Genomic DNA, 26,723 nt, shown 5'->3' on the forward strand with positions numbered 1-26,723 from the left:
TCACATGTCTGAGAACAACGAAGCCGCCGCAGGCGGTTGCCCGGTCGCCCACGAGCGCGCCGCCCACCCGACCCAGGGTGGCGGCAACAACCGCTGGTGGCCGGAACGCCTCAACCTGAAGCTGCTCGCCAAGAACCCGCCCATGACGAACCCGCTGGGTGAGGACTTCAACTACGCCGAGGCGTTCGAGAGCCTCGACCTCCCCGCCGTGAAGCAGGACATCGCGCGCGTGCTCACGGACTCGCAGGACTGGTGGCCCGCCGACTTCGGCAACTACGGGCCGCTGATCATCCGCATGGCGTGGCACAGCGCGGGCACCTACCGCGTCAGCGACGGCCGCGGCGGCGCCGGCGCGGGCCAGCAGCGCTTCGCGCCGCTCAACAGCTGGCCGGACAACGCGAGCCTCGACAAGGCCCGCCGCGTGCTCTGGCCGGTCAAGAAGAAGTACGGCCGCAAGATCTCGTGGGCCGACCTGATGATCCTGGCCGGCAACGTCGCCCTGGAGACGATGGGCCTGAAGACCTTCGGCTTCGCCGGCGGACGCCGGGACGCCTGGGAGGCCGAGGAGGACGTCTTCTGGGGCCCCGAGACCGCCTGGCTCGACGACGAGCGCTACAGCGGCGAGCGCGAGCTGGAGAAGCCCCTGGCCGCGGTGCAGATGGGCCTCATCTACGTCAACCCGGAGGGCCCGAACGGCAACCCGGACCCGGTCGCCGCGGCGCGCGACATCCGCGAGACGTTCGCCCGCATGGCGATGAACGACGAGGAGACCGTCGCGCTGATCGCCGGCGGCCACACCTTCGGCAAGACGCACGGCGCGGCCCCGGCCGACAGCATCGGCGTCGAGCCCGAGGCCGCCCCGCTGGAGGACATGGGCCTCGGCTGGAAGGGCACGCACGGCACCGGCAAGGGCCGCGACTCCTACACCAGCGGCCTGGAGGTCACCTGGACGCCGACCCCGACCAAGTGGGACAACACCTTCTTCGAGGTCCTCTTCGGCTACGAGTGGGAGCTGACCAAGAGCCCCGCCGGGGCGAACCAGTGGCGGCCGAAGAACGGCGCGGGGGCCGACACCGTCCCCGACCCCGAGGACGGCACGCTGAACCGCCAGCCGATGATGCTGACGACCGACCTCTCGCTGCGCTTCGACCCGATCTACGAGCCGATCTCGCGGCGCTTCATGGAGAACCCGGACGAGTTCGCCGACGCGTTCGCCCGCGCGTGGTTCAAGCTGACCCACCGCGACATGGGCCCGGTCACGCGCTACCTCGGCCCGGAGATCCCGTCCGAGACGCTGATCTGGCAGGACCCGGTCCCGGCGGTGGACCACGAGCTCGTCGGCGCCGAGGACGTGGCGGAGCTCAAGCGCAGGCTGCTGGACTCCGGGCTGTCGGTCTCGCAGCTCGTCACCACCGCGTGGGCGTCGGCCGCCTCGTTCCGGGGCACCGACAAGCGCGGCGGCGCCAACGGCGCCCGCATCCGGCTGGAGCCGCAGCGCAGCTGGGAGGTCAACAACCCCGACGAGCTGCGGCAGGTGCTGCGCACGCTGGAGCAGGTCCAGGAGGCGTTCAACGCCGAGCAGACCGGCGGCAAGCGCGTCTCCATCGCCGACCTGATCGTGCTCGGCGGGTGCGCCGGGGTCGAGCAGGCCGCCAAGGCCGCCGGGTACGACGTCGAGGTGCCCTTCACTCCGGGCCGCACCGACGCCTCCCAGGAGGAGACCGACGTCGAGTCCTTCGAGGTGATGGAGCCGACGCACGACGGCTTCCGCAACTTCCTCCAGAAGGGCAACATCCTGCCGGGCGAGTTCCTCCTGATCGACAGGGCGAACCTGCTCACGCTGACGGCGCCCGAGATGACCGTCCTCGTCGGCGGCCTGCGCGCCATCGGGGCCACCTACGACGGGTCGTCGCTCGGCGTCCTCACCGACACCCCGGGGTCGCTGACCAACGACTTCTTCGTCAACCTGCTCGACATGGGCACGGTGTGGAAGGCGACGGGCGAGGACTCCGCGACCTCCGAGACGTTCGAGGGCCGCGACGCCTCGGGCGAGCTCAAGTGGACCGGGAGCCGCGCCGACCTCGTCTTCGGCGCGAACTCCGAGCTGCGCGCCGTCGCGGAGGTCTACGCGAGCGACGACGCGGGCGAGAAGTTCGTCCAGGACTTCGTCGCCGCGTGGGACAAGGTCATGAACCTGGACCGGTACGACCTCACCTGATCGGAAACGTCCGGGCCGGCCGCCGCGGCGGCCGGCCCGGACGCTTTTCGGGCCGTTCGCGAGGACGCGGGACGCGGGGGGCGGGCTCCGGGTGCGGCCGGGTCAGCCGGCGTCCGTCCGGCACGCCGGGCACAGGCCCCAGAACGTGACGTCGGCCTCGTCGACCAGGTATCCGGCGTCGTCCACCGGGTCGAGGCAGGGCGGGTGCCCCACGGCGCAGTCGACGTCCCTGATCGCGCCGCAGGCGCGGCACACCAGGTGGTGGTGGTTGTCGCCGACGCGCCCCTCGAACCGGGCCGGGCTCCCGGCCGGTTCGATCCGCCGGACCAGCCCCGCCGCGGTGAGCGCGTGGAGCGCCTCGTACACCGCCTGCAAGGAGATGTGGCCCACGCGGTCGCGCACGCCCTCGGCCAGAGCCTCGACGCCGAGGTGGTCGCCCGCCCGGACGGTGTCCAGCAGGGCCACGCGGGCGGCCGTCACCCGCAGGCCGGCACCGCGCAGATCCTCGGCGGTGGACGGGGTCTGGGACGCGGTCATGGCGCCGAACCTTCCCTCACAAACGCGATTCACTTAAGTCAACAAATGAGGCAAGTCTAGCCGGGCGGCCGCGACGCGGGCGCGGCCGGAAGCGGGCACGGCCCGCGCCCCGAGCCGGGACGCGGGCCGCCGGGGGGCCGGTCAGAAACCGGCGGTGATCTTGGTGAACTCCCAGGGCTGCTGGTCGGTGCCGCTGCAGTTCTCGGCCACGCCGCCGCCCGGGCAGGGCCGGTCCCGGTTGACCGACCAGAACGCCAGCCTGGCCAGGCCCTTGGACTTCGCCCAGTCGCGGATCTTCGTCCAGGTCGCGGTCGAGGTCGGCTCCTGCTGGTCGGACAGGCCGTTCATGCCGGAGATCCCCATGTGCGAGTAGGCGGTGGCGTCCGACCAGCCGAACGCCGACTTCAGCTCCGCCTTGAGCCCCTCGGACGCGTTGACGGTGCTGCCGTACATGTCCGCGCCGCCGCCGAAGTCGAACGGCATGATCGTGAACACGTCCACGTCCGCCTGCAGCGCCGCGGCCTGGCCGATGAGCCGCTTGCCCCAGTAGTTCGGCCCGGTGGTGGTCGTGCCGAACGTCAGGATCGTCTGCAGGCCGGGGTTGTTGCGCTTGAGGATCTTCAGGGCGCCGAGGATGCGGTCCTGGACCGCCGCGTTCTCGAACTCGTCGCTGTTCTCGATGTCGATGTCGACGGCCTTGAGCCCGTGGGCGTCGATGACCTTCTGGTACGCGCCGGCCAGCGCCTCGGGCGTGGAGCAGTTCGGGCCGAGCTTGTTGCCCGACCAGCCGCCGACGGACGGCAGCACGTCGCCGCCGGCCGCGCGGATCTGCGCGATCGCCTGCTCGTCCACGCCGCCCTTGAGCGGGCGCTGCCCGTCCCATCCGGGGTTGCAGCCGCCGCTGGAGAGGATGAACGCCATCGTGAACCACTTGATCCCGGTGGCGCTCATGACGGTGGACGGGCTCGGCGGGTCGCCCCAGCCCATGTACAGGTAGGGCGCGGCGCGCCGGCTCGCGGGCGGCGGCTCCGTGCAGCCGGTCGTGGCGGCCGTGACCGGGCCGCTCGCCGCGGACTCGCCCGCGGTGTTGTACGCCTTCACCGTGTAGGTGTGCTCCGAGCAGGCGGTCAGCCCGCCGACGGTGGCGCCGGTCCCGGTGGCGGTGGCCTTGACGGCGGTGCCCTCGTAGACGCGGTAGCCGGTGACGGTGCCGGAGGAGGCCGGCCACGACAGCGTCAGCGAGGTGTCGGTCCTGGCCGTCACGGTCGGCGCGCCGGGCACGGAGGGCGTGCCGGGCGGAGGCGTGCCGCCGCCCGTGCAGGAGGCGCCGTTGACGGTGCAGTTCTGCGGCGTCCCCGCCCCGTTGACGATGAAGCCGAACGAGACGCTCGCCCCGGCGGCCACGCTGCCGTTGTACTCGCGGTCGGCGAACGCGGCGTGCTGCCCGGACGTGGTGAGGAGCGCGTCCCAGTAGGTCCCGACGGAGGAGCCGGACGGCAGGTCGAACTCGACCTTCCAGCCGCTGACGGCGGAGGCGGTCTCGTTCTTGATCGTGTACCTGGCCTCGTACCCCGAGCCCCAGTCGGAGGCCTTGGTGAAGGTCGCCGTCACCGAGGCGGCGGCGCCGGCCTGGACGGGGACGAGCAGGGCGAGGACGAGGGAGCAGAGGGCGGTGAGCAGGAAACCGGGGAGAAGCCTTCTTCTTCGCAATGTCACTCCCGGGAAGGAGACGTGGACGAGCGGGAATCCCCCGAGCCCCGAGTCGGTCGTGCGGTGATCTGATAGGAAACTTTCCTATAAAATCCGACTGCACCGTAACCATCGGTCCGCCGCTCCGCAAGCCCCTGGAACGCGCCGTCCGGCAAATCCCATGGAGAATGTCAGAAGTCACTGGCATGATCGTCCGCGTCTCAGAACAGGACAGGACGGTACGTCGATGCCTCCCAGAATCGTTTCCGGCGCCGTCGCGCTGGGCCTGGCCGCCGGTGTGCTCACCGCCGCCGGCGCCACCGCCGCGGAAGCCGAGTCGCTGCAGTTCCACATCAAGGTGCCGAAGCACCTCTCCGTATCAAAGGGGGAATACAACAAGGCCTGCGCCATGGACGTCTGGGTGTGGGGCACCGAAGGCTCCACGGTCGCCTACTCCAAGGCCTACCTGATCGACCCCAACGGGCGGACCCCCTCGGCCGTGGTCTACAAGCGCGTCCTGCCCGGATATCAGGTCGGCTGGGGCGTCGGTTGCCCCAGCCAGGTGGAGGACCTCGGGAAATGGCGCGTCCGGGTCATCGCCTACAACAGGAGCGGCAAGGCCCTGGGAAGCCGTGAGGACTACTGGTACGAGAAGTACGACACGAAGATCCAGAGTTACAACGCGGCGCCGGAGCCCGTGCGCAAGGGCCGCCCGATCACCGTTTCCGGCCGGCTGAAGCGGCTCGCCGACAACACCCTCGGCTACACCTCGTACCCGGGCAAGACGATCCGCGTCTACTTCCGTCCCAAGGGCTCCGCGTCCTGGGCCTACATGGGGTCGACGAAGACCGCCCGCGACGGCGGCTTCCGCAAGGCGTTCACGGCCAAGCGGGACGGCTACTGGCGCGCCTACTTCCCCGGCACGAGCAACTTCGACCGCCAGAAGTCCCTGGACGACTTCGTCGACGTCCGCTGACCCGGCTCCAAAGCGCGAACGCCCCGCCCGTACGGCGGGGCGTTCCGCGTACCGGGCCTCAGAAGCAGCGGTCGGCGGTGACGAGTTCGGCGCGCATGTTCGACTCCATCATGCGCAGCGCGGCGTCGCCGAGGTCCGCGTCGATGTGCGCGACCGCGTCCTCGACCACCCTGAGCCGGAAGTGCCGGACGTAGGCGTCCAGGGCGCTGTAGAGGATGCACTGCTCGGTGACCTGGCCGGTGAGCACGACCTGCTCCACCTTCTCGCGGGACAGCAGGTACTCCAGCGCGGTGCCGTAGAAGGCGCTGTGCCTGACCTTGGACATGAACCCGCAGCCGGGCTCCGGGACGATGGGCTCGATCAGGTCGGGCCGCCGCCCCTTCAACGCGCGGTCGATGAGGTCCTTCCGGTCGGCCGAGAAGTCGCCGTAGTTGTCGTTGACGTACAGGACGCGCACGTCGTCCCGGCGTCTGGCCTTCTCCAGCAGCCCCTGCAGGGGGTCCACCACCTCCTGCACGCTCTCGATCAACGCGTCCGCGTCCTCGTGCTCGTACGGGTTCAGCATGTCGATGACGACCAGTGCGCTCGTGCTCACGGCCGTGCCCTGCCCGGTCAGGGTGGCCGCAATCATCACCTCTTCCGCGCGTCCGCCCGCCCTTCGACCACGAAAAAGGCGGCGCGGGGATGTCACAGACCCGTATGGACGGGTCGTCTTCAGGGGAGGAGCACATAAGGGAAGGAACAAGAGCATGCGAGTTTTCGTCACGGGGGCCACCGGGGCACTGGGACGCCACCTCGTCCCCGGACTGCTCGCCGCGGGCCACGAGGTCACCGCCACCACCAGGACGCCCGTCAAGGCGGCGGCCCTGCGCGGGACGGGCGCGGAGGCGGTCGTCCTGGACGGACTGGACCGCGACGCCGTGGTCGCGGCGGTGCGGGCCGCGGCGCCGGACGTGATCGTCCACCAGATGACGGCGCTGGCGGACATGGGGAGCCTGCGCAAGGTCGACCGGGAGTTCGCCGCGACCAACGAGCTCCGGACCCGGGGCACCGACAACCTGCTGGAGGCCGCGGAGGCCGCGGGCGTCCGCAGGGTCGTCGCGCAGGGCCACAACTTCCTGTACGCGCACTCCGGCGGCCCGGTGAAGAGCGAGGACGACGAGGTCGAGACGCGGCCCGTCCCGTCCGCCGCGCGGACGGTGGCGGCGATCAAGTACGTGGACGAGACCGTGCGGCTCAGGTCGCCGGAGGGGATCGTGCTGCGGTACGGCACCTTCTACGGGCCCGGCGCCTCGGACTCCATGGTGGAGATGGTGCGGAAGCGTCAGATGCCGGTGGTCGGCGGTGGCGAGGGGGTCTGGTCGTTCATCGACACCGCCGACGCCGCGTCCGCGACGCTCGCGGCGATCGAGGGCGGCGCGCCGGGGGCCTACAACATCGCCGACGACGACCCGGCGCCGGTCGCGGAGTGGCTGCCCTACCTCGCCGAGGTGGCGGGCGCGAAGCCGCCGATGCGGGTGCCGGCCTGGCTCGGGCGCCTGCTCGCCGGCGAGTTCATCGTGTCCAAGATGACCAGCGCGCGGGGCGTCTCGAACGAGAAGGCGAAGAAGGAGCTCGGCTGGGAGCCGCGCTACCCGAGCTGGCGGGAGGGGTTCCGCGCCGCGGTCGGCGCGTAGCCGCGGGGCCGGTCGCGCCCGGGATCAGCCGCGGATGTAGCCGATGACGAGGTCGGCGAGCTCGTCCACCATCCGCTCGTGCGGGATGGGCGGCCGGTCCAGGACGTACTTGATCGACAGCAGCCCCACGGTCTCGGTGATGACCCACAGCGTGGCGTCGATGTCGAGGTCCTCCCGGAACTCCGCGCGGTTGAGCAGGAGGTAGACGCGGACCAGGTCGGTCAGCCGCCGCTGGAGGGCCGCGAGCTTGTCGAACGGGCCGAGCCGCGGCACCTGCTCGACGACGATGCGCAGGAGGTCGGCGTTCTCCTCGAACAGCCGGATCTGGACGTCCAGGAGCGCGCGCCCGGCCTCCTGCCACGGCAGCCGCATCGTGGCCTCGATCTCCGCGCCGAGCCGGTCGGCGAGGCGGTCCGCGAAGCGGTCCAGGACGGCGATGACGATCGCGTCCTTGTTGGGGAAGTACTGGTACAGCGACCCGTTGCCGACGCCTGCGGCCTTGGCGATGCGGTTGGTGGAGGCGCCGTCGTACCCGCGCTCGGACAGAACGCGAGTGGCGGCCTCCAGGATCCTCTCGACCGTGCGGCGCGAACGGTCCTGGGAGGGGGTCCTGCGGGGTGAGAGCCCAGGTGAGCGCGCCACCGGCCGATCCCTCCGAAACGCGACTTGTAAGCGACTGCTTATTCGCGTTTAGCTTACCGGAGCCGCCCCGCCGGCGGCCGGGTCGTCCGCCGGCGGCAGGAGTCGCTTCGTCAGGAGGTCGCGGCATGACGGTGACCGATTGGACGCCCGTGAACCCGCCGGCCGAGCGGGAGCGCCCCGGCGAGCCGGCCCCGTTCGGGCCCGGTTCGCTGCTGTGGGAGCAGATGGGGCTCTACACCTCGGCGATCGCGGGCAACAGCGTGTTCATCCTCCAGGTGATGCACCCGGCGATCGGGACCGTGGTCGACCGGCTGTCGAGCTTCCGCACCGACCCCCTCGGCCGTGCCGCGCGCAGCTTCGCCTCGGTGCAGACCTGGGTCTACGGCGGGCGCACCGCCATCGAGGAGGGCAAGCGGCTCCGCGAGATGCACAAGCCGCTCAGCGCCGTCGACGAGGAAGGGCGGCGCCACCACGCGCTGTCGGCCGAGCCGTGGGCGTGGGTGCACCTCACCGGCTTCTACGCCGCCGTCACCGCCGCCGAGTACTTCGCCGCCGCCCCCTTGACCCCGGACGAGGAACAGCAGATCTTTGAGGAGTTCCTCCAACTGGGCAGGATCCTCCGGGTGCCCGAGCGGATGCTGCCCGAGAGCATCCCCGACTACTGGGCCTACTTCGACGACATGGTGGCCAACACTCTCGTCCCCCACAAGGTCGCACACGAGGTGCTCGCGCAGATGGACCAGGTGCCGCCGAACGTGCCGGGGCCGCTGCGTCCGGCGGTCGCCCCGCTGAGCACGGCCGTCGGGCGGCTCGGACGACTGATCACGGTCGGTACCCTCCCGGCGCCGGCGCGCGAGAAGCTCGGCCTGCGGTGGACCGCGGCGGACGAGCGCAGGCTGCGCCTGGCCGGGCAGATCATCGGGCGTGGCACGCCGCTGCTGCCCGAGCGGGTCCGCTACATGCCGATTGCCTACCGCGCCCGGCAGGCGGCCCGCGCCCAGGAGCGGCTGGAGCGCGCCCTGGCGCACCGGCCCATGTGAAGCACCGCAGGAGGTCGATCACCATGCCCGCCGAAGACCCGCTCGCGGCGATGGCCGCCGCCGCCCCCGCGAAGACCGCGGTCGTCGAGGACGAGCGCCGCCTGACCTACGCCGAGTTCAACGCGCTGGTGAACCGGTACGCCAACCTGCTGGTCGAGCACGGCGTCCGGGCCGGCACGAAGGTCGTGTGGTGCGGCCGCAACAGCACCGAGGTCGTCGTGCTGATCTCGGCCCTGCGCAAGTGCGGGGCCGTCGGCGTCCCGCTGAACTACCGCCTCACCCCGGAGGAGACGTCCTACGTCGTCGAGAACGCCGACGCCGCGCTGGTCGTGTTCGACGCGGAGCAGGCGCCCCAGCTGGAAGCGGCGCACGACCGCGCGACCGGCGTCCGCGCCTGGCTCGCGTGGGGCTCCGAACCACCGGGCTGGGCCTCCTCGCTCGACGCCCTGGCCGAGCGGAGCCCGGACACCGAGCCCGTCGCCCGCGGCGCCGACCCGGCGGCCGGCACCTCGATGTTCTACACGTCCGGGACGACCGGCAAGCCCAAAGGCGTCGTGCGCGGCGAGCCCGACCCGGCCCTGGTGCTCGGGCTGGTCGGCGAGATCGGCTTCGAGCCCGGCGACGTCTACCTCACGACCGGCCCGCTCTACCACTCGGGCCCGATGAGCTTCATGCTCATCGTCCAGCTCATGGGCGGGACCGTGGTCGTGATGCGCGACTTCGACCCCGAACTCTGGCTGGACCTCGTCGAGCGGTACCGGGTGACCACCACTTTCTCCGCGCCGACCCCGATCCGCCGGGTGGTGGACCTGCCGGAGGAGACGATCCGCCGCCGGGACCTCTCCTCGCTGCGCCGCATGATCGCCAATGCCGCCCCGTGGCCCTTCGAGCTCAAGCGCCGGTACGTCGACAGGATCGGCGAGGACTCCCTGTTCGAGGTGTACGGGTCCACGGAGCTGGGCGTGGACACCGTGCTCCGCCCCGAGGACCAGATGCGCAAGCCCGGCAGCTGCGGCCGCGCCGCCCCCGGCGTCGAGATCGCGCTCTTCGGCGAGGACGGCCGCCCCGTCGAGGAGCCGCACGTGCCCGGCGACCTCTACGTGCGCGGCGCCGGCACCTTCAACGCCTACTACAAGGCCGAGGGCAAGTTCCGGGACGCGAGCCTCGGGGACTGGCTGACCGTGGGCGACATCGCCTACCGCGACGAGGAGGGCTTCTACTACATCTGCGACCGCCGCACCGACATGATCATCTCGGGCGGCATGAACATCTACCCGGCCGAGATCGAGGCCGTCCTCACCGCCCACCCGGCGGTGGCCGACGCGGCCGTGTTCGGCGTCCCGTCCGACGAGTGGGGCGAGTCCGTCCACGCCGCCATCGTCCTGGCGAAGGACGGCACCGTCACCGACGACCAGCTCCGCGACTTCTGCCGGGAGCACCTGGCCGCCTACAAGACCCCCAGGGGCTTCGACCGGCTCGACGAGATCCCGCGCAACCCCTCGGGCAAGACCCTGAAACGCCAACTGCGCGCCCCCTACTGGGAGTCCCGTCCCTCCAACCTCACCTGACCCCGTCGCACGCCACGGCGACGGCCGCTACGCCAGCGGCCGGACGCTGCGGAGGATCCTCTCGACCACGTCCTGGTCGGCGAACTTGATGCCCGGGCCGGTGAGGACGGAGAACGCGAACGGTCCGCCGTTGCGCCCGGGGACCCGCGATGCGGCCGTCAGGACGTGGACGCGGGCCCCGCCTCTGGCGGCGTTGCACTCGGTCGCGCCGGCCACCGACCGGACCGTGAACGAGTGGAGCTGGGCCTGGACGCCTCCCGCGAGGGCGAGGGTCCGGTGCGCGCCCGCGTCCAGGACCGGGGGCCTGCCCCGCACGCTGAACGCGCCCCGGGCCCATTGGCGCGCCTGCTTCTCGGCCTCCCGGGCCAGCGCGCCGGCCTGGCCCCGCGCGGCGCCGACGATCCCGCCCGTGCCACCGCGCACGCCGGCGAGGGCGAGGTAGCAGCCGTTCCCGTCCCCGTTCTCCTGCTTGATGTAGGCGATGCTCGCCGCCCCGATGATCGGCTGCTCCGCCGCGTCGAAGTACGCCATCTCGTAGCCGGAGGACCCCGCCGTCCAGGTGGACGGCACCTCGTAGGCCACCCCTCGCTCCTTCGACACGACCACCTGCCAGCCATCGTTCGTCGGGGTGGTCGCGGTGCCGCTCGGAGTGGACGGGGTGCTGGAACGAGGCGGTGGGGACGGGTCCGAGCCGCCGTTGGAGGCGACCGCGAACGCGGTGCCCGCCACCGCGACCAGCGCCGCGGCCCCGACCGCCGCCGCTGCCTTGAGGCCTCTGCCCCCGGGGCGCCGCCCGCCGTCGGTCCGGGTCGCCTCGTCGGGCACGGAGACCCGCGTCACCGGCGCAGCCGTTCCCGTCCCCGTTCCAGGCGGCATCGGGGGCATCGGCGGCGGTCCTCCGGGCTCGGCGCCGACCGCGCGCAGCCGCCGCGCGACCGTCGCGGCGTCGGCCGGGCGGGCCTCCGGATCCTTGGCGAGCAGGTCGGCGACCAGCGCGCGCAGCTCCGCGGGCACCGAGCCGGGCAGGGGCGCGGGCACGGCGTTCAGATGCTGGTACATCAGCTGCGCCATGCCGCCCCCGCCGGTGAACGGCGGCGCACCGGTCAGCAGCTCGTACAGGACGCAGCCCAGCGAGTACAGGTCGGTGCGCGGGCCGACCGCCCCGCCGAACTGCTCGGGCGCCATGTACCGGGGCGTGCCGATAGTGCCGCCGTCGACGGTCAGCCGGGTGGTGGTGTCGGCCAGCCACGCGATGCCGAAGTCGCAGATCTTCACGCGGCCGTCCGGCAGGACGAACAGGTTCGCCGGTTTGACGTCGCGGTGCACCACGCCGCGCGCGTGCGCGATGGCCAGCCCCTCGGCGACCTGCGCGGCCAGCGACACCGCCTGCGGAACCGGCAGGCCGCCGGGCGCGACGCCGAGGACGGTGCGCAGGTCGCGGCCCTCCAGCAGCTCCATCACCAGGTAGACCAGGTGCCCGCCGGGAACGCCGGGGTGGGGCTGCTCGCCGATGTCGAACACGACGGTGACGGCCGGATGCTGCAGCGTTCCCGCCGTCTCGGCCTCGCGCCGCAGCCGCGCCACCGCGGTCCCGTCCGTCCCCGCGTCCAGCGAAAGGATCTTCACGGCCACCGGGCGGCGCAGGCGCCGGTCGGATCCGCGCCAGACCTCGCCCATGCCGCCGCGGCCGATGAGCGCCTCCAGGCGGTACCGGCCCCCCAGTTCCATCTCGGCCTGTCCGATGGGATGTGTCATCAAGATCAGCAGACTAGTCCCGCGCATCCCCAGGGGTGCGGGCTTCCGTGGAGATCGCCTCCACCGAGGGCTCCGGCGGTCTGCTGATCATCAGCGGCGATGCGGTCCGCCGCTGATCGGACGTTCCGTCCGCCGCTCCTGCCTAGGGGTGTGCGCGTTCGGTGCGGCGGTGGGGGGTCTTCGGCTCGGGCTCCGGAGGGCGGGCCCACGGTGATCGCTGGGGTGGCTGGTGATGGCGGGGTCGGCGCGCGACGGTGTTTCCTCCGAACGCGGAAGCCGCCCTCGGCGGGCGCTGGGTCAGGTACTCCTCCGGGGCGTCGTCCCTTAAGGACGGCGAGGCCGGGACGGTGCCGCGGTCGGCGGTCCGCGCCGAGGTGATCGTGAGCTCGTAGTGCGCCCACACCATGGCGGCGTTCTCCAGCCGGCGGGCCGCGGCGTCGACGAGGTAGACCTCGGACAGGGCGGTGACGATCAGCAGGACGGACGGGTCGCGGTCCAGGTCGGCCGCGGTGGGGCCGGAGGGCCAGACCGCCACGCGCAGGTGCCGGTCGCCGACGACGCGGAGTTCGCCCCAGTCCGGGACGCAGACCCGGGGCCGCCCGTCCGGGGCGCAAGTGATCATGATGACGGGGTGGTGACGGGCCGGCGCGCCGCTGAGCGCCTGGACGGCGGCTGGGAGCACCTCGGGGGAGAACGCCATCGGCATGTCCGCCTTACGTCGAAGGTCCTGTACGTCGAAGGTCCTGCCGGCCCGGGGGTCCGCGCCGGTCCCTGCTCGAAGGGTTCCCGCTCAGTCGATCATATGTTCGATTTTAGAGGCGGGCGAGCGGTATTTCCACGAGCGGGGACGCCTGGTTCATTCCCGCCCCCGACGGGTCGCCATGCGACAACCTGGCGTGCGGGAGACATGGATGGCGCGTCGAGGATGGGTCGGTTTCGACGGTATGCGCACGGTGAGCCGCCGACCGTGATGGTCTCGGCGGCTCACCGTGGGCTGTGCAGGACCGGGGGCCAAAGGAGCGGTCCCCTCAGACCTCCGTCAGGAGACCTCCTCGGCCAGGGCGGGGGCGGGAGGCGCCTGCCGATGGGCGCGCCGGGCCAGCGCGTAGTACAGCCCGCCCGCGACCAGGCCGCCCGAGAGCCAGGAGAAGTCGGTGTGCCCGAGCGTCCGCGCGATCGGCCCCTGGAGTGCGGGCACCATGCCGAACTGCCACGCCCACGCCGCCACCAGTCCCAGGGCCAGGCTGACCAGGGCCCGGGCGTTCGCGCCGCCGTCCCGGTAGAGGGTGGCCACGTCGATCCGGCCGCGCCGCAGCACGAAGAAGTCCACCAGGACGATGGCCGCCCACGGGCTGATCCAGACCAGGATGGACGCCATCCAGTGGTCGAACGCCTGGGCGAAGCTACTGGCATGAAGGAAGACCGCCAGCACCGCGGACGCCACCGCCCCGGCCACCAGCGTCACCTTCCACCGGGCGACCCGGATGCCGACCGACAGCGCGGCGAGCGAGCACGAGTACAGGTTCAGGATGTTGGTCGCCACGGGACCGTGCATGATCAGCAGCAGCACGGGCACGGCCATCACGCCGAACGTGCCGGTCACCAGGCTGGACGGGTCGCCGCCGTCGCCCGCGCTCGCCAGGCACGCGCCGAGCGCGGCCAGCCACACGGTGGGGACGTACATCCCGAGTGCGGTGGACCAGAAGACCGACCGGTCCGAGGACCGCGGGCGGACGAAGCGGCTGTAGTCGGCGGAGTAGGGCAGCCAGCTGATGCCCCAGCCGATGCCGATGGCGGTGAGCAGCTGGGTCACGGCGGTGAACTTGTCGCCCGGCGTCGTGGCGGGCGCGGTCGTCCAGTGGAGGTCCGCCTGCCCCAGGGCCAGCCCGGTCATGACGACCATGACCAGCACCGTCGCCGGGACGGTGTACTTCTCGAACGTGCGGATCGCGTAGAAGCCGTAGAGGGCCAGGACGAGCTGGGCGGCCATGATGAGCCCGGCCACCAGGTAGCGGAGCCCGGTGCCGCCGTGCACCCCCATCTGGGCGAGGATCTCGATCACCAGGTCCAGCACCACCCAGGTGTTGACGCCGACCCATCCCATGGTCAGCAGCCCCTGCACCAGGCCGGGGACGATGGCGCCGCGCCGGCCGAACGGCCCGCGGCCGAGCACCATCTGGTTGACGCCGGTGCGGTGGCCGATGACGTTGAACAGCCCGAAGACCGCGCAGCCGACCAGGTTGCCGAGCGCGACGACCACCAGGGTCTCCAGCAGGCTGAGGCCGAGCGTGATGCCCAGCGCTCCGAGCACCCAGTTGATCGGTGCGATGTTGGCCCCGCACCAGATCCAGAACTGCTGCCACGGCGTGGAGTCGCGGGAGGAGGCCGGGATCGGCTCGATTCCGTGTTCGTCGAAGCGGACCGGTTCTTCCAAGCGAACCGGTTCGGCTGAAAGGCTCTGGTGTGCGGATTGGTTGCTGGACATGGTTCCTCCGTCCGTGACGTACAGCACACCAAAGCACCGCGCCGTCCCGTCCAGAAGTAGAGAAACCTCTAGCGTTGACCGCGATGGCTGGATAGGTTCACAGGGTGTTCACGCTGGCGTCCCTGCTGGAGGACGAGTCGCTCGGCCTCACCGTTCTGGTCCCGGGCCCTGAGGGGGCCCTTGAGGAACCGGTCGCCTGGGTCCACAACACCGAGCTGCCCGACCCCTCGGGCTACGTGCGGCGGCGCGAGCTGGTGCTGACCAACGGCCTGTGGGACGACCGGATCGAGGCCTCCGGGTTCGTCGCCAACGTCCAGCGGGCGCAGGCGGCGGGCATCGTGTTCGGCCTGCGTCCGGAGCGCCGCACCACGCCGGGGGAGCTGGTCACCGCCTGCCGCGCCGCGGGGGTGCCCCTGCTGGAGATCGCGGCGGACGTCCCGTTCACCGCGATCTCCGAGGCGGTCGCCACCCGCTACACCGAGGAGCGGCAGGGCGCGCTCGTCGGCATGGTGCGGCGCGGGGACGCGCTGGCCACGGCGATCTCCCGGGGCGCGGGCGCGTCGGGCGTGCTGCAGGTGCTGCGCCGCGACCACGAGCTCCCGCTCGCCGTCATCGACCGGATGGGCCGGCTGCTCGCCTCGGCCGGCGCCGACCTGGACGCCGCCCAGCTCCACACGGTCGCCACCGGCCTGACCCGTCGGCCGCCGCCGCTGGAGCTGGACCTCGGCCCCGCGGGACGGGCCGCGCTGTACCTGGTCGGGGCGGTCGGCGACGTCGACGCGGCGCTGATCTGCCTGCGTCCGGTGAGCGAGCTGACCCGCGCCGAGCAGGACGCGCTCGACCAGGCGGCGCGCTTCCTCAGCCTGGAGGTCGCCAAGCAGCAGGCCGTGCAGGCGATCGAGCTGCGGTTCGCCAGCGAGCTGCTGGAGATGGTGCTGTCGGGCGGCAGCCGCGACGCCGAGGTGCCCGGCCGGCTGCGCGCCTTCGGGGTGGACCCGGACGGGCCGCTCGCGGTGTGGACGACGGCGTTCGCGGGCCCGGAGGCCACCCTGCCCGGGCTGGCGGAGGTGGTCGGCGAGTTCTTCGCCGCCACCGGCGTCCCGGTGGTGGTGGCGGCCGGATCGCAGGACGTGGTGGCGGTCCTGTCGTGGCGGCACGGCGAGCGGGAGGCGGCGCCCCTCGCCGAGCGGCTCGCCGCCGCAGTGGGGGAGCGGTTCCCCGGCCGCCGAGCCGTCGTGGGGCTCGGCGGGACCGTCCGGGGGCCGGCGGCGCTGCGCGAACCGCTCATCAGGGCGCGCGAGGTCTGCCGGACCCTGCGGCGCGGCGGCGCCGGGCCCGCCGTCCGGACCTTCGCCGAGCTCGGCCCCCACCGGCTCCTGCTCGGGACGCAGAACGCCGCCGCCCTGCGGACGCTCGCCGACGGCGTGCTCGCCCCCATCCGCGAGCACGACGCCAGGCGGGGCGGCGAGCTTGAGGCCACGCTGCGCGCCTTCCTCGACCACGACGGGCACTGGCAGGCCACCGCCGCCGCCCTCCGGGTGCACGTCAACACGCTGCGGAACCGGCTCGCCAAGATCGCCGAGCTGACCGGCCGCGACACCTCCCGCACCGCCGACCGCGTCGACCTCTTCCTGGCACTCCAGGCCGCCGACATGGCCTGACCGGCGGGCGGGCGGTCAGTGCGGGTGGACGTCCGGGTCCACACGCGGCGGACGGTGGGGGCGCGGCCGGACGTCCGGATCGGCGAACGCCGCCTCCGCCACGTCCCGGCAGCGGGCGAACGCCACGTCGCCGCACTCCCGCGCGTACTCGATGAACTGGCGCAGGGCCAGCGCCCGGCCCGGGCGCCCGGACAGGAACGGGTGCACGCAGAGGTTGAACAGGCACCGGTACCGCCGCATGCCGTCCAGCTCCGCCTGCCACAGCTCCAGCACCTTGCGCGGCGACTCGATCACCGCGCCGACGTGCGGCTCCGGCAGGTAGGCGTACTGCTCCCAGTCGTCCAGCGACCAGTGCACCGGCAGCTCGACGATCTCGCCCGCCCCGGTCGGCACCCGGTACGGCCGGTCGTCGCCCATCAGGGACGAGTCGTAGCGCAGCCCGTGCTCGGCGACCAGTTCCGCCGTCGTCCAGGACGCCTCCCACAGCGCCGCCCGGTGCCCGGCGATCTCGATGCCCTGCCGGTCGAACACCTCCAGGGCGCGCTCGAAGTCCGCGCGCTCCTCTCGCGGGGACAGCGAGGTGGGCGGGCGGTGGGAGTAGGAGTGGTGCGCCACCTCGTGACCGCGCTCGACGACGGAGGCGGCCAGCCCCGGGCGCTGCTCGGCCACCCAGCCCGGCACGAAGAACGTCGCCGGGACCTCCATCTCGTCCAGCAGGTCCAGGATGCGCGGCAGCCCCACGTCCGGCCCGTAGGCCTGGTGCGACATGGTGCTCGCGTGCGCGGCGTACCGGCCGCCCTGGGCGAGGACCGGCGTCTCGGCGTCCACGTCGAAGCCCAGCGCCACCACCGCGGCGGCCCCGCCGTGCCAGCCTCCGCTCATGCCCCCGCCCCTCTCGCCGTCTCCGCCCGCCGGATCAGGCGTCCGCACGGGCCGCCAGCCGCCAGCGCCGGACGTTGTCCAGGGTGACCATCGGCGACAGCATCGCATGGTCGAAGCGCTCCGGCTCCCGGCCCTCGGCGAGGCGGCGCGGCAGGTCGGGGTGCACCAGGGCGCCCCTGGCGATCGACACCAGGTCGGCGTGCCCGTCCGCCAGGACCTGCGCCGACAGCTCCGGGTCGTGCATCCCGCCGTTGGCGATCACCGGCAGGCCGCTGACCCGGCGGGCCAGGCCGGTGACGGTGAGCCCCCGCTCCAGCTGCGCGGAGTCGAGCCAGTTCCGCCCCTCGCTCGCGACGTGCAGGTAGGTCGCGCCCGCCTCGGTCAGCGCGGCGAAGATCACCTCGGCGTCGTGGGCGCCGCCCGGCCACCGGTACCGGAAGTCGTTCACCTTGGTCTGGGACACCCGGACCCCGACGCACCAGTCCGGCCCCACCTCGGCGCGGATCGCCGCGACGACCTCCGCCATGAGGCGCACCCGGTCGGCCGCCGTCCCGCCGTAGGAGTCCTCGCGCAGGTTGGTGTAGTCGGTGAGGAACTGGTCCAGCAGGTAGCCGTTGGCCCCGTGGACCTCCACACCGTCGAACCCGGCCTGCCTGGCGTTCACCGCCGCGGCGACGAAGCCGTCCACGGCCTCCTTGATGTCGGCCGTGCTCATCTCCTTCGGCGCCGGCCACGGCCCGTGCCCGCCGTACTCGGGCATCCTGACCCCCTGCGGCACGACCGCCGACGGCCCCGCGGTGTCGTCGCGGTAGGGGTTGCCCTGCGACAGCGCGCCAGCGTGCATCAGCTGGGCCACGATGGAGCCCCCGGCCTCGTGCACACCGGTGGTGACCTCGCGCCAGGCGGCCGTGTGGCGCTCCGACACCAGGCCCGGCTGGTTGAGGTAGCCCTGGCTGTAGGCGGCGTCGGTGTAGACGCCCTCGGTGATGATCAGCCCGAAGCCGCCGCGGGCGAACTCCGTGTAGTACTCCGCGATCTCGGGCGTGGGCGTGCCGTCCGGCGCGGCCGACACCCGCGTCATCGGCGCCACCGCCATCCGGTTGGACGTCCGCAGTCCGCCGACGAGTCCCGGCTCAAGCGCGGGATGCGCGGTCGTGACGGTCATCTTCGCTCTCCTTCTCGTTCTGCCGTGCACCTTGTTCATCGCGTGCACTTGTTCAATGCGTGCGCGGACCGGCTCCGGGCCGGTCCGCCTCACAGGACGTCGATCGCCAGCGGGGTCGGTCCGTCGCCGTTGATGGGGTTCAGGTCCTGCGGGCACGCCGACACCACGACCACGCAGTCCATGAGCGCCTCGAAAGTGATCGCGTCCCCCGGCCGGCTCTCGGCCGCCAGCCACCGCAGCCGCCCGGACTCCTCCACCGGGATCCGCATGAACACGTTGACCGGCTGCGGGGTGACGGCGACGGCCGGTACCGTCCCGGCCGGCCCCAGCGCCGCCAGCGCCGACTCCAGATTCCGCGCGCACGAGGCGTGGCCCGGCACCCCGAGGGCCTCGTACCGCGCCGGGTCGCAGGCGGCGATCAGCATGTCGTGCGACCCCGGCGAGGTGTCGTCCACCAGCGCCAGGATCGGCCGCCGGCGGTCGGTGACGAACGACTCGCCCACCTGGGGGAAGAGCCGGCTCGTCACGCTCCGGGTGTGCGCGGCGCTCAGATGCTCGCGCGGATCGTCCGCGGCGAACGCGAACAGGTCGCCGACCTGCCCGCCCTCGACGTCCACCACCCGTACCCGCCGCCCGGCGCCCACCCGCACCGCCCGGCCTTCTCCGGCGGGCACCATCGTCCGTTCCGTCGTCACCATGCGGGCAAGCACACCATCGACCGGGCCGGGCTTTCTATGGAGCTACATCTAGTCCCAGACGGGGATATTGGATTTTCATCCATGGTGTGCGGCCTGAGCGGCCCGCGGCCCGCTCGGCGGCCGGAGAAGAGACGGGGCCCGCCCGCGCGGGCGAGGCGCGACCTGACGTTGACGCTCCGTCACTGCCGGAGGCCTGGCGGCGTCGAGTTACCGACGAGTCGGGTCCGGGTGCGCGTTCCGCCCGTCCGGCGCCGCCCCTACTCGGAGCCGATTCGGGCCGCGCGTGGATGATCATGGCGAAAAGTCCGTTTCTCTCTGTTATGGGCGGTAGCCTTCCCGCAGGCACTCGCGTGCCGAAGAGGACCCGGCGGTCAGAGAGGGAGCACTGCTTTTGAGCAAGGGAACAGGCGACGCGCATCTTCCGGAGCTGCTGCGCTCCAAGCGGGATGCCGTCCTTGACCGGTGGGTCGAGCTGGCCGTCGCGGGCGTGCGCGGCCGGATCACGGAGAGTGAGCTCAGGACCGAACTCTCCGAGCTGTACGGGCTGATCGAGAGGTCGGCCGGCGGGGAGAGCGAGGCGGCCGGGGAACTCCGGGCCGCGCTGACGGAGATCTCGCGTACCCGGGCCCGGCAGGGGTTCAGCCCCAGCGAGACCGCGGTGAGCGTCTTCGCGCTCAAGCAGGCGGTCCTGGAGCAGGTCGGCGCCGTCGGGGACGTGGCGGCCTACAGCGAGTTCGCGGGGTTCTCGGCCCAGATCGACGACCTGGGGCTGGTGACCTTCGAGACCTACGCCGCCGCGCGCGAGCAGGTCATCGCCGACCAGATGGAGCAGCTGCTCGAACTGTCCACCCCGGTCGTGAAGCTGTGGGAGGGCATCCTCGGGGTGCCCCTGGTGGGCACGCTCGACTCGGCGCGCACGCAGGTGGTGATGGAGACCCTGCTGGAGCGCCTGGTGGAGACCGGCTCGCAGTACGCGGTGATCGACATCACCGGGGTACCGGCCGTGGACACCGAGGTGGCCCAGCACCTGCTGAAGACGGTCATGGCGGCCAGGCTGATGGGGACCGAGTGCGTGATCTCCGGCATCCGGCCGCAGATCGCCCAGACCATCGTGGCGCTCGGGATCGAGTTCGGCGACATCCCGACGAAGGCGTCGCTGGCCGACGCCCTGGCGTGGGCGCTGGAGCGCAGCGGGACCCGGGTCGTCACCGGGGCGGGTGCTTGATGGAGCGGGTGCCGATTCTCAAGATCGGTGACGTCCTGCTGGTGTCGATCCAGATCGACCTGCAGGACCAGAGCGTCCTGGCCCTCCAGGAGGACCTGGCCGACCGCATCGTCAAGACGGGCGCGCGAGGGGTGATCATCGACATCACCGCGGTGGACATCGTCGACTCCTTCATCGGCAGGATGTTCGCCACCATCGCCTCGATGTCGCGGCTGATGGACGCGGAGACGGTTGTCGTCGGCATGCGGCCCGCGGTGGCGATCACCCTGGTCGAGCTCGGGCTGTCGCTGGGCGGCGTGCGCACCGCCCTGGACCTGGAGAAGGGCATGCGGCTCCTCGGCGCTCCGCTGCCGTCCGTCGGCCCGGGCGCCGTGGACGGGCCGTGACGACTCCGGCGGGCGACTCCCTTCCCATCGCCTCCAACGACGACGTGGTCCGCGTGCGGCAGCTCGTGCGGACCGCCGCCGCGTCGGCCGGGATGTCGCTGGTCGACCAGACCAAGATCGTCACGGCGGCGAGCGAGCTGGCCCGCAACACCTTCGTGCACGGCGGAGGCGGCACGGCGCGCGTGGAGTCCGTCGTCAACGCGCGGGGACGCGCCGGCGTGCGGCTCGTGTTCAGCGACGAGGGCGGGGGGATCCCCGACGTGGCGCAGGCGCTGACCGAGGGATGGACCAGCGGAGGCGGCCTCGGCCTGGGCCTGCCGGGCGCGCGGCGCCTGGCCGACGAGTTCGAACTGGAGACCGAGGTCGGGAAGGGCACCACGGTGACGGTGACCAAGTGGATCCGCTGACCGGCACCGGATGGATGACCAGCCCGCCCTCCGACGACGCGGTGTGGCTCCGTGCCGAGGAGCCCAGCGCGGCGGCCGGCGCGCGGCGCCAGGCCGTCCGCCTGGCCGAACGGCTCGGCTTCGCCGGGGAGCGCCTCGGCCAGATCCAGCTCGCGGTGACCGAGGCGGCCTCCAACCTCGCCAAACACGCGGTGCGGGGAGAGATCCTGGTGCGGATCGTCCGGACGGGAGAGGATGCCGCGCTGGAGGTGGTGTGCCTGGACCGCGGGCCCGGGATGGCCGACGTCCGCGCCTCCCGCCTGGACGGCCACTCCACGTCCGGCACGCTCGGCCTGGGCCTCGGCTCGATCGAGCGGCTCGCCGACCGCAGCGGCATGCACTCGCTCCCGGGCGCCGGCACCGTCCTGTACGCCGGGTTCCGGCCCTCCGGCGGGAGGGGCGCCTCCCCGGAGCCGGGGCCGCCGTTCGCCGGCCTGACCCGGCCGATCGACGGGGAGCGGGAGTGCGGCGACGCCTTCGCCGCGCGGCTGGACGGCGGGACGGTCTACGCCATGGTCTGCGACGGCCTCGGGCACGGGCCGATGGCGGCGCGGGCCGCCCAGGAGGCCGTCAGGGCGATGCGCGAGGCCGTGCTCCCGGCGCGTCCCATCGACCTGCTGCGGCAGGTGCACCAGCGGCTCGGCGCGACCCGGGGCGGCGCGGTCGCGGTGGCGTCGGTGGACCCGGCGGCGGACGTGGTGCACTACGCCGGGCTGGGCAACGTCGCCGGATGGATCCTCGGCCCCGACCGCCGGCACGGCATGATCTCGGTGCCGGGCATCGCCGGCGCGAAGACCAGGACGATGCGCGAGCACACCTACGCGCTGCCGCGGGGCGCCGCGGTGGTGATGCACTCCGACGGGCTGACCGACAAGTGGGACGCCGCGGGCCTGCCCGCGCCCTCCCGCGGGCCGCTGCTGATCGCCGCGGACCTGCTGCGGTCCGCCGGAGTGCGGCATGACGACCGCTGCGTCCTCGCCGTCACGACCCCCGGGCGGCGGTGAGCCCGTGGCGGAGGAGCTGCTGCGGTTGCGGGTGGCCGACGACGAGGGCGTCTTCGCCCTCCGGCAGGCGGGGCGGCACGTCGCCGCCGCCGTCCGGCTGGACTTCCAGGACCAGGTCCGGGTCGCCACCGCGCTCAGCGAGCTCGGCCGGGAGCTCGTCGCCCACTCGGGCACGGTCGCGGTCGTCTTCTGCCTGGAGCGGGGGCCGGCGCCGCGGCTGGTGATCGAGATGGAGTACGCGGCCGCGCGGGGCGCCGGACGTCCGAAGGAGGGCGACGCCGCGGCCGCACGCCTCCTGGACCTCGTCGAGGAGACGGGGACGGGACCGCGGCGGGTCGTCCGGCTCGCCAAGGGCCTGCCCGCGGACGCCGCCGCGGTGGCCGGCCCGACGCTGACCGACCTCCGGGCGCGACTGGGGCGCCTCCAGCCCGCCACCGCCCTGGAGGAGCTGCGGACCCAGAACGCCGAGCTGGTGCGGACGCTGGAGGACGTACGGCGGCAGAGCGAGGAGCTCCGCTCGCTGAACAGCGAGCTGGAGGAGACCAACCAGGGCGTGATGGCCCTCTACAACGAGCTGTCCACCGAGTTGGAGGAGACCAACCGGGGCGTGGTGGCGCTGTACGCCGAGCTGGAGGAGAAGTCCGACCAGCTCCGCGAGGCGGGCGAGGCCAAGAACCGCTTCTGGGCCAACATCAGCCACGAGCTGCGCACCCCCGTCAACGGCGTCATCGGCCTCGCCCGGCTGCTCCTCGACCCCGCCGCCGAGCCCCTCACCGAGGAGCAGCGGCACCAGGTCTCGCTGATCGCCGGGGCCGGCGAGACGCTGCTGTCGCTGGTGAACGAGCTGCTGGACATGGCCAAGGCCGAGCAGGGCAGGCTCGCGCCGCGCCGCAGCTTCGTCGAGGTGTCCTCGGTGCTGCGGCAGCTCGCGGACCTGATGACGCCCATGGCCGACCAATCGGGGGTGCGGCTGCGGATGGACGCCGCCGAGGCCGGGGCCCTCACCATGGTCACCGACGAGGTCATGCTGACCCGCATCCTGCGCAACCTGGTGGCCAACGGGCTCAAGTTCACCGACGAGGGCGAGGTGCGCCTGACGACCCGGCGCACCCCCGGGCACCTGGAGTTCGTCGTCGCCGACACGGGCGTGGGTATCCCGCCAGGCGAGCAGGAGCGCGTCTTCGAGGAGTTCTACCAGGTGCCCGGCGGCAAGCCCGGGGGGACGGGACTCGGACTCACCTACTCCCGCCGCCTTGCCGAGGCCCTCGGCGGCGACCTGTCGCTGGAGAGCGAGGTCGGCGTGGGGACCACGGTGACGCTGCGCCTCCCCCCGTACGAGAGCCTGGCCGAACTCGGCCTCTCCCACGTACTGATCGCCGACGGGCACGACGCCATGCGCCGGACGCTGCGCGACATGCTGGGCGACGCCGCCGAACGCGTCAGCGAGGCCGCCGACCCGGAGGCCGTCCGCGACATCGCCGCCTCGTCCGACCCGCCCGACCTGATCCTGCTCGGCCCCGGCATCTCCGCCGCCGACGCGGTCGGCGAGCCGGCCGCGCCGCCGCCCGCCACCGCCGTCGTGCTGGTCGCCTCGTCGGACGCGGCCCCCTCGGAGGGGACGCGGCCGGAACGGGTCGACGCCGTCCTCGCCCAAGCCCAGCTCGCACAGGTCATGCTCGCCGACGCGGTGGCACGGGCCCGAGCACGACGAACGGCCCGAACGCCATGACCGACTCGATACCGACCGGGACCGCCCTGGTCGTCGACGACAACGAGACCAAGCGCTACATCATCGGCAGCTGGCTGCGCCGCGCCGGCCACACCGTCGTGGAGGCGGCCTCCGCCGCCCAGTGCTGGGAACGGCTCGCCGAGCACCAGGTCGACCTGGTCGTCCTGGACGTCCGGCTGCCCGACGCGAACGGCATGGAGGTCTGCGAGCAGATCAAGGCCGCCCCCGCCACGGCGTCGCTGCCCGTCATCCACATCTCCGCCACGGCCGTCGACACCACCGACCGCACCCGCGGGCTGCGGCGCGGCGCCGACGCCTACATGACCGACCCCATCGACCCGGGCGAGTTCATCGCCACCGCCGAGGCGGTCCTGCGCTACTACCAGGCCCGGCGGCGCGCCGAGCGCATCGCCGAGCGGCTGGCGGCCTTCACCCGCACCTCACTGGCGATCAACGCCGCCCAGACCTTCGACGGGCTCGCGGCGGTGGCGGCGCGCGGCGCCTTCGACATCTTCGGGGTGCCCGCGGCCGTGTTCGTCCACCCGCCGGACGGCCAGGTGCGGCGGACCGTCCACCTGGGCGGCGACGCGTGGAACCGGCCCTGCGCCACCGACGTGCCCGCGCGGCTCGCCGAACTGGCCGGCCTCGCCGACGACACCGGCACCCGCATCGTCAGCGTGCCGGAGGCGCGGTGGCGGGAGATGCTGCCCGACAGCGCCTCCCACGGCGACATCCTCCTGGTCACCTCGCGGGTCAAGCGCGACCGCCCCGCGATCGGCGTGGCGATCGAGGCCCGCGGCGCGGCCGACGAGGACTCCGCCCACCTCCTGCGGCAGCTCGGGCAGTCGGTGGCCCTGGCGATGGAGGCGCTGCGCTCCTACACCGAGGAGCACCTGATCTCGCTGACCCTGCAACGCAGCCTGCTGCCCGCCGTCCACCCGGCCATGCCCGGCTGGGCGTTCAGCGTCCGCTACGAGCCGGCCAGCGACCAGGCCGAGGTCGGCGGCGACTTCTACGACGTCATTCACCGCGACGGGGACGTCCTGGTGGCGATCGGCGACGTGCAGGGGCACTCCCTGCACGCGGCCACAGTCATGGCCGAATTGCGGCACGCGATGCGCGCCTTCGCCGCAGAGGGCCACGACATCGCCGCCATCCTCCGGCTGCTCAACACCGTGATGCAGCGCTACCACGACGATCAGACCGCCACGGTGTGCCTGATGTCCCTGGACCCGCGGACGGGACGGCTCCAGGTGGCCAACGCGGGCCACCTCCCGCCCCTCCACATCGCCGGCGGACGCGCCGAGTACGGCTCCCGCGGCGGCCTGCTGCTCGGCTTCCCCGCCGAGCGGCTCCGACTGGAGGAGACGACCGTCCCGCCGGGCGGCACCGTCGTCCTCATCACCGACGGGCTGATCGAGGACCGCTCCGTCCCCCTGGCCGCCAACCTCGAACGCCTCAGGACCATCGCCACGGACGTGGACGACGACCTGGAGGCCTACAGCGACCGCATCATCGCCGAGTTCGGCCACCGCGAGGACGACGTGGCCCTCATCGTCCTCCGCCGCGCCCCTGACTCAGGGGAGGGTGTTCTTGTGGACGCGGCCGTCCTTGATGATGACCTTCAGGTTGGCGGGGTCGGTCAGTAGGCGCAGGTCGCGGGTGGGGTCGCCGTCGACGAGGAGGAGGTCGGCCCAGGCGCCCTCGGCGATGACGCCCAAGTGGGCGACGTGCGGCCCGTCTCCGTACGCCGCGGTGTCGGCCGGTGCCGGGTTCTGGTAGGGGTCGCGCGGCCCGGCCTTGCGGAACAGCTCGGCGTTGCCGGACGTGGCGATCTTCAACGCCGCCAGGGGCCCGCCCACAAGTCCGGCCATGCGGGCGAGCATCTCGCTCTGCCTGGCACTGCTGGCAGGGTCCAGCAGCAGGTCGGTGCCGAACGCGACGCGTACGCCGTGCTCCAGCGCCCACCCGAAGACGCGCTCCACCCCCTCGCACACCCGCCGGTTCTTCTCGGCCGCCGCCGGATCCGGGAAGGAGTGGTCGGTTTCGGCGAACGGCTGGCCGCACAGCCATACATCGTGCTCGGCCATGTAGGCGATGTCGTCCTCCCCGGCCAAGTGCCCGTGCTCGATCACCTGCACCCCGGCACGGACCGCCCGGCGGATGCCTTCCCCGGTGTAGACGTGCACAGCGACGTAGGTGCCCCAGTCGGACGCCGCCTGCACCCCGGCGCGCAGCTCCTCGGCGGTGTACTGCAGGACGTCCAGGTGGTCGTAGGCGGACGCGACCCCGCCGCCCGCCATCATCTTGATCTGCGAGGCCCCCTTCTTCAGCTGCTCGCGCACGCCCGCGAGCACCTGCGCGGTGCCGTCGGCGATTCGCATCAGCCCGAGCTGCTCGGCGCGCGTGGCGGTCCCGCCCAGGGCGGTCGGGACGTCGTAGACCATGCCGAAGTCGCCGTGCCCGGCGGTCTGGGACAGGCCCGCGTGGCTTGGGTAGATCCGCGGGCCGGGCAGCGCGCCCGCGTCGATCAGGCGCTTGAGGTCACCGGTGTCCCCGGCCATGTCGCGCACGGTCGTGAACCCGCGCATCAGCATTGCGCGGGCCTCGGCCGCGCCCCTGAGGTATCCGACGCCCGCGCCGCCGAGCATCAGCTCGACCTGCGTGGCCCCGGCCAGGAGGAGGTGGACGTGGGCGTCGCTGAGGCCGGGGATGAGCGTCGCCCCGCGCCCGTCGACGACCGTGTCCGCCGCGCCGGGGACGGGCGGGTCCCCGTCGCCCACGGTCTTGATCTTGGTGCCCTCGACCACGACGTGCCCGGTCCGCACCCGGTCGTTCACCCCGTCGAAGATCCGCACATCGCGGATCAGGATGGTCCCGGCGGGCCGCTGTTCGCTCACGACGGGGTCCTGCCCGCCCGGCGACCGGCGCGCGGCCGACC

At 72.8% G+C, this 26,723-nt stretch carries 23 protein-coding genes; 12 read left to right on the forward strand and 11 right to left on the reverse strand.

Annotated elements, in window-relative coordinates; genetic code table 11:
• Positions 1-4 precede the first annotated feature (4 nt).
• Positions 5-2,218, forward strand: a complete 2,214-nt coding sequence (gene katG, locus ABWI07_RS09855) for a catalase/peroxidase HPI (RefSeq protein ID WP_149261332.1) — start codon at positions 5-7, stop codon at positions 2,216-2,218.
• A gap of 102 nt (positions 2,219-2,320) precedes the next feature.
• Here the strand turns inward: katG and ABWI07_RS09860 are convergent, their stop codons facing one another.
• Positions 2,321-2,755 (reverse strand): Fur family transcriptional regulator, encoded by a 435-nt coding sequence (locus ABWI07_RS09860; RefSeq protein WP_149261333.1) that lies wholly within the window; start codon positions 2,753-2,755, stop codon positions 2,321-2,323.
• 141 nt (positions 2,756-2,896) lie between these two features.
• The gene (locus ABWI07_RS09865) at positions 2,897-4,465 is read right to left on the reverse strand and encodes a cellulose binding domain-containing protein (protein WP_353818288.1); all 1,569 of its coding nucleotides are present in this window, start codon (positions 4,463-4,465) and stop codon (positions 2,897-2,899) included.
• A 226-nt stretch (positions 4,466-4,691) separates the two neighbouring features.
• Between ABWI07_RS09865 and ABWI07_RS09870 the strand changes: the two genes are divergently transcribed.
• The gene (locus tag ABWI07_RS09870; protein ID WP_353818289.1) at positions 4,692-5,420 is read left to right on the forward strand and encodes a hypothetical protein; all 729 of its coding nucleotides are present in this window, start codon (positions 4,692-4,694) and stop codon (positions 5,418-5,420) included.
• A gap of 58 nt (positions 5,421-5,478) precedes the next feature.
• Here ABWI07_RS09870 and ABWI07_RS09875 read toward each other — a convergent pair whose 3' ends face one another.
• On the reverse strand, positions 5,479-6,051 hold the full coding sequence (locus tag ABWI07_RS09875; RefSeq protein ID WP_235037042.1) for a cysteine hydrolase family protein: 573 nt from the start codon (positions 6,049-6,051) through the stop codon (positions 5,479-5,481).
• A 118-nt stretch (positions 6,052-6,169) separates the two neighbouring features.
• On the opposite strand from ABWI07_RS09875, the gene ABWI07_RS09880 reads away from it, so the two are divergent.
• Positions 6,170-7,096 carry an NAD-dependent epimerase/dehydratase family protein gene (locus ABWI07_RS09880; protein WP_353818290.1) on the forward strand — a complete coding sequence of 309 codons (927 nt, stop codon included), beginning with the start codon at positions 6,170-6,172 and terminating at the stop codon, positions 7,094-7,096.
• A 24-nt stretch (positions 7,097-7,120) separates the two neighbouring features.
• Here the strand turns inward: ABWI07_RS09880 and ABWI07_RS09885 are convergent, their stop codons facing one another.
• A complete protein-coding gene (locus ABWI07_RS09885) occupies positions 7,121-7,738 on the reverse strand; it encodes a TetR/AcrR family transcriptional regulator (protein WP_353818291.1) in 618 nt (205 codons plus the stop codon).
• 125 nt (positions 7,739-7,863) lie between these two features.
• On the opposite strand from ABWI07_RS09885, the gene ABWI07_RS09890 reads away from it, so the two are divergent.
• Together ABWI07_RS09890 and ABWI07_RS09895 are read left to right on the forward strand one after the other, a co-directional pair.
• The gene (locus tag ABWI07_RS09890; protein ID WP_353818292.1) at positions 7,864-8,778 is read left to right on the forward strand and encodes an oxygenase MpaB family protein; all 915 of its coding nucleotides are present in this window, start codon (positions 7,864-7,866) and stop codon (positions 8,776-8,778) included.
• Between the two features lie 23 nt (positions 8,779-8,801).
• Positions 8,802-10,346, forward strand: coding sequence for an AMP-binding protein (locus ABWI07_RS09895; protein ID WP_353818293.1), 1,545 nt, complete (start codon positions 8,802-8,804; stop codon positions 10,344-10,346).
• 27 nt (positions 10,347-10,373) lie between these two features.
• Here ABWI07_RS09895 and ABWI07_RS09900 read toward each other — a convergent pair whose 3' ends face one another.
• The 3 genes from ABWI07_RS09900 to ABWI07_RS09910 form a co-directional block, all read right to left on the reverse strand.
• Complete coding sequence (locus ABWI07_RS09900; protein ID WP_353818294.1) at positions 10,374-12,101, reverse strand: serine/threonine-protein kinase; 1,728 nt, start codon at positions 12,099-12,101, stop codon at positions 10,374-10,376.
• A 142-nt stretch (positions 12,102-12,243) separates the two neighbouring features.
• The gene (locus ABWI07_RS09905; protein ID WP_353818295.1) at positions 12,244-12,801 is read right to left on the reverse strand and encodes a hypothetical protein; all 558 of its coding nucleotides are present in this window, start codon (positions 12,799-12,801) and stop codon (positions 12,244-12,246) included.
• A 339-nt stretch (positions 12,802-13,140) separates the two neighbouring features.
• On the reverse strand, positions 13,141-14,535 hold the full coding sequence (locus ABWI07_RS09910; RefSeq protein WP_353818296.1) for a cytosine permease: 1,395 nt from the start codon (positions 14,533-14,535) through the stop codon (positions 13,141-13,143).
• Between the two features lie 155 nt (positions 14,536-14,690).
• Between ABWI07_RS09910 and ABWI07_RS09915 the strand changes: the two genes are divergently transcribed.
• Positions 14,691-16,247: a PucR family transcriptional regulator gene (locus ABWI07_RS09915; RefSeq protein WP_149261341.1), complete on the forward strand. Its 1,557-nt coding sequence runs from the start codon at positions 14,691-14,693 to the stop codon at positions 16,245-16,247.
• A gap of 15 nt (positions 16,248-16,262) precedes the next feature.
• Here ABWI07_RS09915 and ABWI07_RS09920 read toward each other — a convergent pair whose 3' ends face one another.
• From ABWI07_RS09920 to ABWI07_RS09930, 3 genes are all read right to left on the reverse strand, one after another.
• The gene (locus ABWI07_RS09920; protein WP_353818297.1) at positions 16,263-17,129 is read right to left on the reverse strand and encodes a polysaccharide deacetylase family protein; all 867 of its coding nucleotides are present in this window, start codon (positions 17,127-17,129) and stop codon (positions 16,263-16,265) included.
• Between the two features lie 34 nt (positions 17,130-17,163).
• Positions 17,164-18,294 carry an oxidoreductase gene (locus tag ABWI07_RS09925; protein WP_353818298.1) on the reverse strand — a complete coding sequence of 377 codons (1,131 nt, stop codon included), beginning with the start codon at positions 18,292-18,294 and terminating at the stop codon, positions 17,164-17,166.
• 89 nt (positions 18,295-18,383) lie between these two features.
• Positions 18,384-18,992: a DUF1989 domain-containing protein gene (locus ABWI07_RS09930; RefSeq protein ID WP_353818299.1), complete on the reverse strand. Its 609-nt coding sequence runs from the start codon at positions 18,990-18,992 to the stop codon at positions 18,384-18,386.
• A gap of 391 nt (positions 18,993-19,383) precedes the next feature.
• Between ABWI07_RS09930 and ABWI07_RS09935 the strand changes: the two genes are divergently transcribed.
• The 6 genes from ABWI07_RS09935 to ABWI07_RS09960 are packed head-to-tail and all read left to right on the forward strand — an operon-like array spanning position 19,384 to position 25,431.
• Positions 19,384-20,217: an STAS domain-containing protein gene (locus ABWI07_RS09935; RefSeq protein ID WP_353818300.1), complete on the forward strand. Its 834-nt coding sequence runs from the start codon at positions 19,384-19,386 to the stop codon at positions 20,215-20,217.
• Positions 20,217-20,603 (forward strand): STAS domain-containing protein, encoded by a 387-nt coding sequence (locus ABWI07_RS09940; RefSeq protein ID WP_353818301.1) that lies wholly within the window; start codon positions 20,217-20,219, stop codon positions 20,601-20,603. Before ABWI07_RS09935 ends, ABWI07_RS09940 begins: the two co-directional genes overlap by 1 nt.
• Positions 20,600-21,010, forward strand: a complete 411-nt coding sequence (locus ABWI07_RS09945) for an anti-sigma regulatory factor (RefSeq protein WP_353818302.1) — start codon at positions 20,600-20,602, stop codon at positions 21,008-21,010. The genes ABWI07_RS09940 and ABWI07_RS09945 overlap by 4 nt, the downstream gene beginning before the upstream one ends.
• A complete protein-coding gene (locus ABWI07_RS09950) occupies positions 20,998-22,053 on the forward strand; it encodes an ATP-binding SpoIIE family protein phosphatase (protein ID WP_353818303.1) in 1,056 nt (351 codons plus the stop codon). Before ABWI07_RS09945 ends, ABWI07_RS09950 begins: the two co-directional genes overlap by 13 nt.
• A complete protein-coding gene (locus tag ABWI07_RS09955; protein WP_353818304.1) occupies positions 22,007-23,782 on the forward strand; it encodes an ATP-binding protein in 1,776 nt (591 codons plus the stop codon). Before ABWI07_RS09950 ends, ABWI07_RS09955 begins: the two co-directional genes overlap by 47 nt.
• Positions 23,779-25,431, forward strand: coding sequence for a SpoIIE family protein phosphatase (locus tag ABWI07_RS09960; RefSeq protein ID WP_353818305.1), 1,653 nt, complete (start codon positions 23,779-23,781; stop codon positions 25,429-25,431). The genes ABWI07_RS09955 and ABWI07_RS09960 overlap by 4 nt, the downstream gene beginning before the upstream one ends.
• On the opposite strand, the gene ABWI07_RS09965 is transcribed toward ABWI07_RS09960, so the two are convergent.
• A complete protein-coding gene (locus ABWI07_RS09965) occupies positions 25,360-26,682 on the reverse strand; it encodes a metal-dependent hydrolase family protein (protein WP_353818306.1) in 1,323 nt (440 codons plus the stop codon). The genes ABWI07_RS09960 and ABWI07_RS09965 overlap by 72 nt on opposite strands.
• Between the last annotated feature and the right edge of the window lie 41 nt (positions 26,683-26,723).

Origin of the sequence: Actinomadura sp. NPDC000600, from assembly GCF_040492135.1 — a bacterium.
In the GTDB taxonomy this organism is placed as follows: Bacteria; Actinomycetota; Actinomycetes; order Streptosporangiales; family Streptosporangiaceae; genus Spirillospora.

Bases quoted from the DNA above. Each gene is read 5' to 3' on its own strand.
- katG (WP_149261332.1), top strand. From the start codon at position 5: ATGTCTGAGAACAACGAAGCCGCCGCAGGCGGTTGCCCGGTCGCCCAC.
- ABWI07_RS09860 (WP_149261333.1), bottom strand. From the start codon at position 2,755: ATGACCGCGTCCCAGACCCCGTCCACCGCCGAGGATCTGCGCGGTGCC.
- ABWI07_RS09870 (WP_353818289.1), top strand. From the start codon at position 4,692: ATGCCTCCCAGAATCGTTTCCGGCGCCGTCGCGCTGGGCCTGGCCGCC.
- ABWI07_RS09875 (WP_235037042.1), bottom strand. From the start codon at position 6,051: ATGATTGCGGCCACCCTGACCGGGCAGGGCACGGCCGTGAGCACGAGC.
- ABWI07_RS09880 (WP_353818290.1), top strand. From the start codon at position 6,170: ATGCGAGTTTTCGTCACGGGGGCCACCGGGGCACTGGGACGCCACCTC.
- ABWI07_RS09890 (WP_353818292.1), top strand. From the start codon at position 7,864: ATGACGGTGACCGATTGGACGCCCGTGAACCCGCCGGCCGAGCGGGAG.
- ABWI07_RS09895 (WP_353818293.1), top strand. From the start codon at position 8,802: ATGCCCGCCGAAGACCCGCTCGCGGCGATGGCCGCCGCCGCCCCCGCG.
- ABWI07_RS09900 (WP_353818294.1), bottom strand. From the start codon at position 12,101: ATGACACATCCCATCGGACAGGCCGAGATGGAACTGGGGGGCCGGTAC.
- ABWI07_RS09905 (WP_353818295.1), bottom strand. From the start codon at position 12,801: ATGGCGTTCTCCCCCGAGGTGCTCCCAGCCGCCGTCCAGGCGCTCAGC.
- ABWI07_RS09920 (WP_353818297.1), bottom strand. From the start codon at position 17,129: ATGAGCGGAGGCTGGCACGGCGGGGCCGCCGCGGTGGTGGCGCTGGGC.
- ABWI07_RS09925 (WP_353818298.1), bottom strand. From the start codon at position 18,294: ATGACCGTCACGACCGCGCATCCCGCGCTTGAGCCGGGACTCGTCGGC.
- ABWI07_RS09930 (WP_353818299.1), bottom strand. From the start codon at position 18,992: ATGGTGACGACGGAACGGACGATGGTGCCCGCCGGAGAAGGCCGGGCG.
- ABWI07_RS09940 (WP_353818301.1), top strand. From the start codon at position 20,217: ATGGAGCGGGTGCCGATTCTCAAGATCGGTGACGTCCTGCTGGTGTCG.
- ABWI07_RS09955 (WP_353818304.1), top strand. From the start codon at position 22,007: ATGACGACCGCTGCGTCCTCGCCGTCACGACCCCCGGGCGGCGGTGAG.
- ABWI07_RS09960 (WP_353818305.1), top strand. From the start codon at position 23,779: ATGACCGACTCGATACCGACCGGGACCGCCCTGGTCGTCGACGACAAC.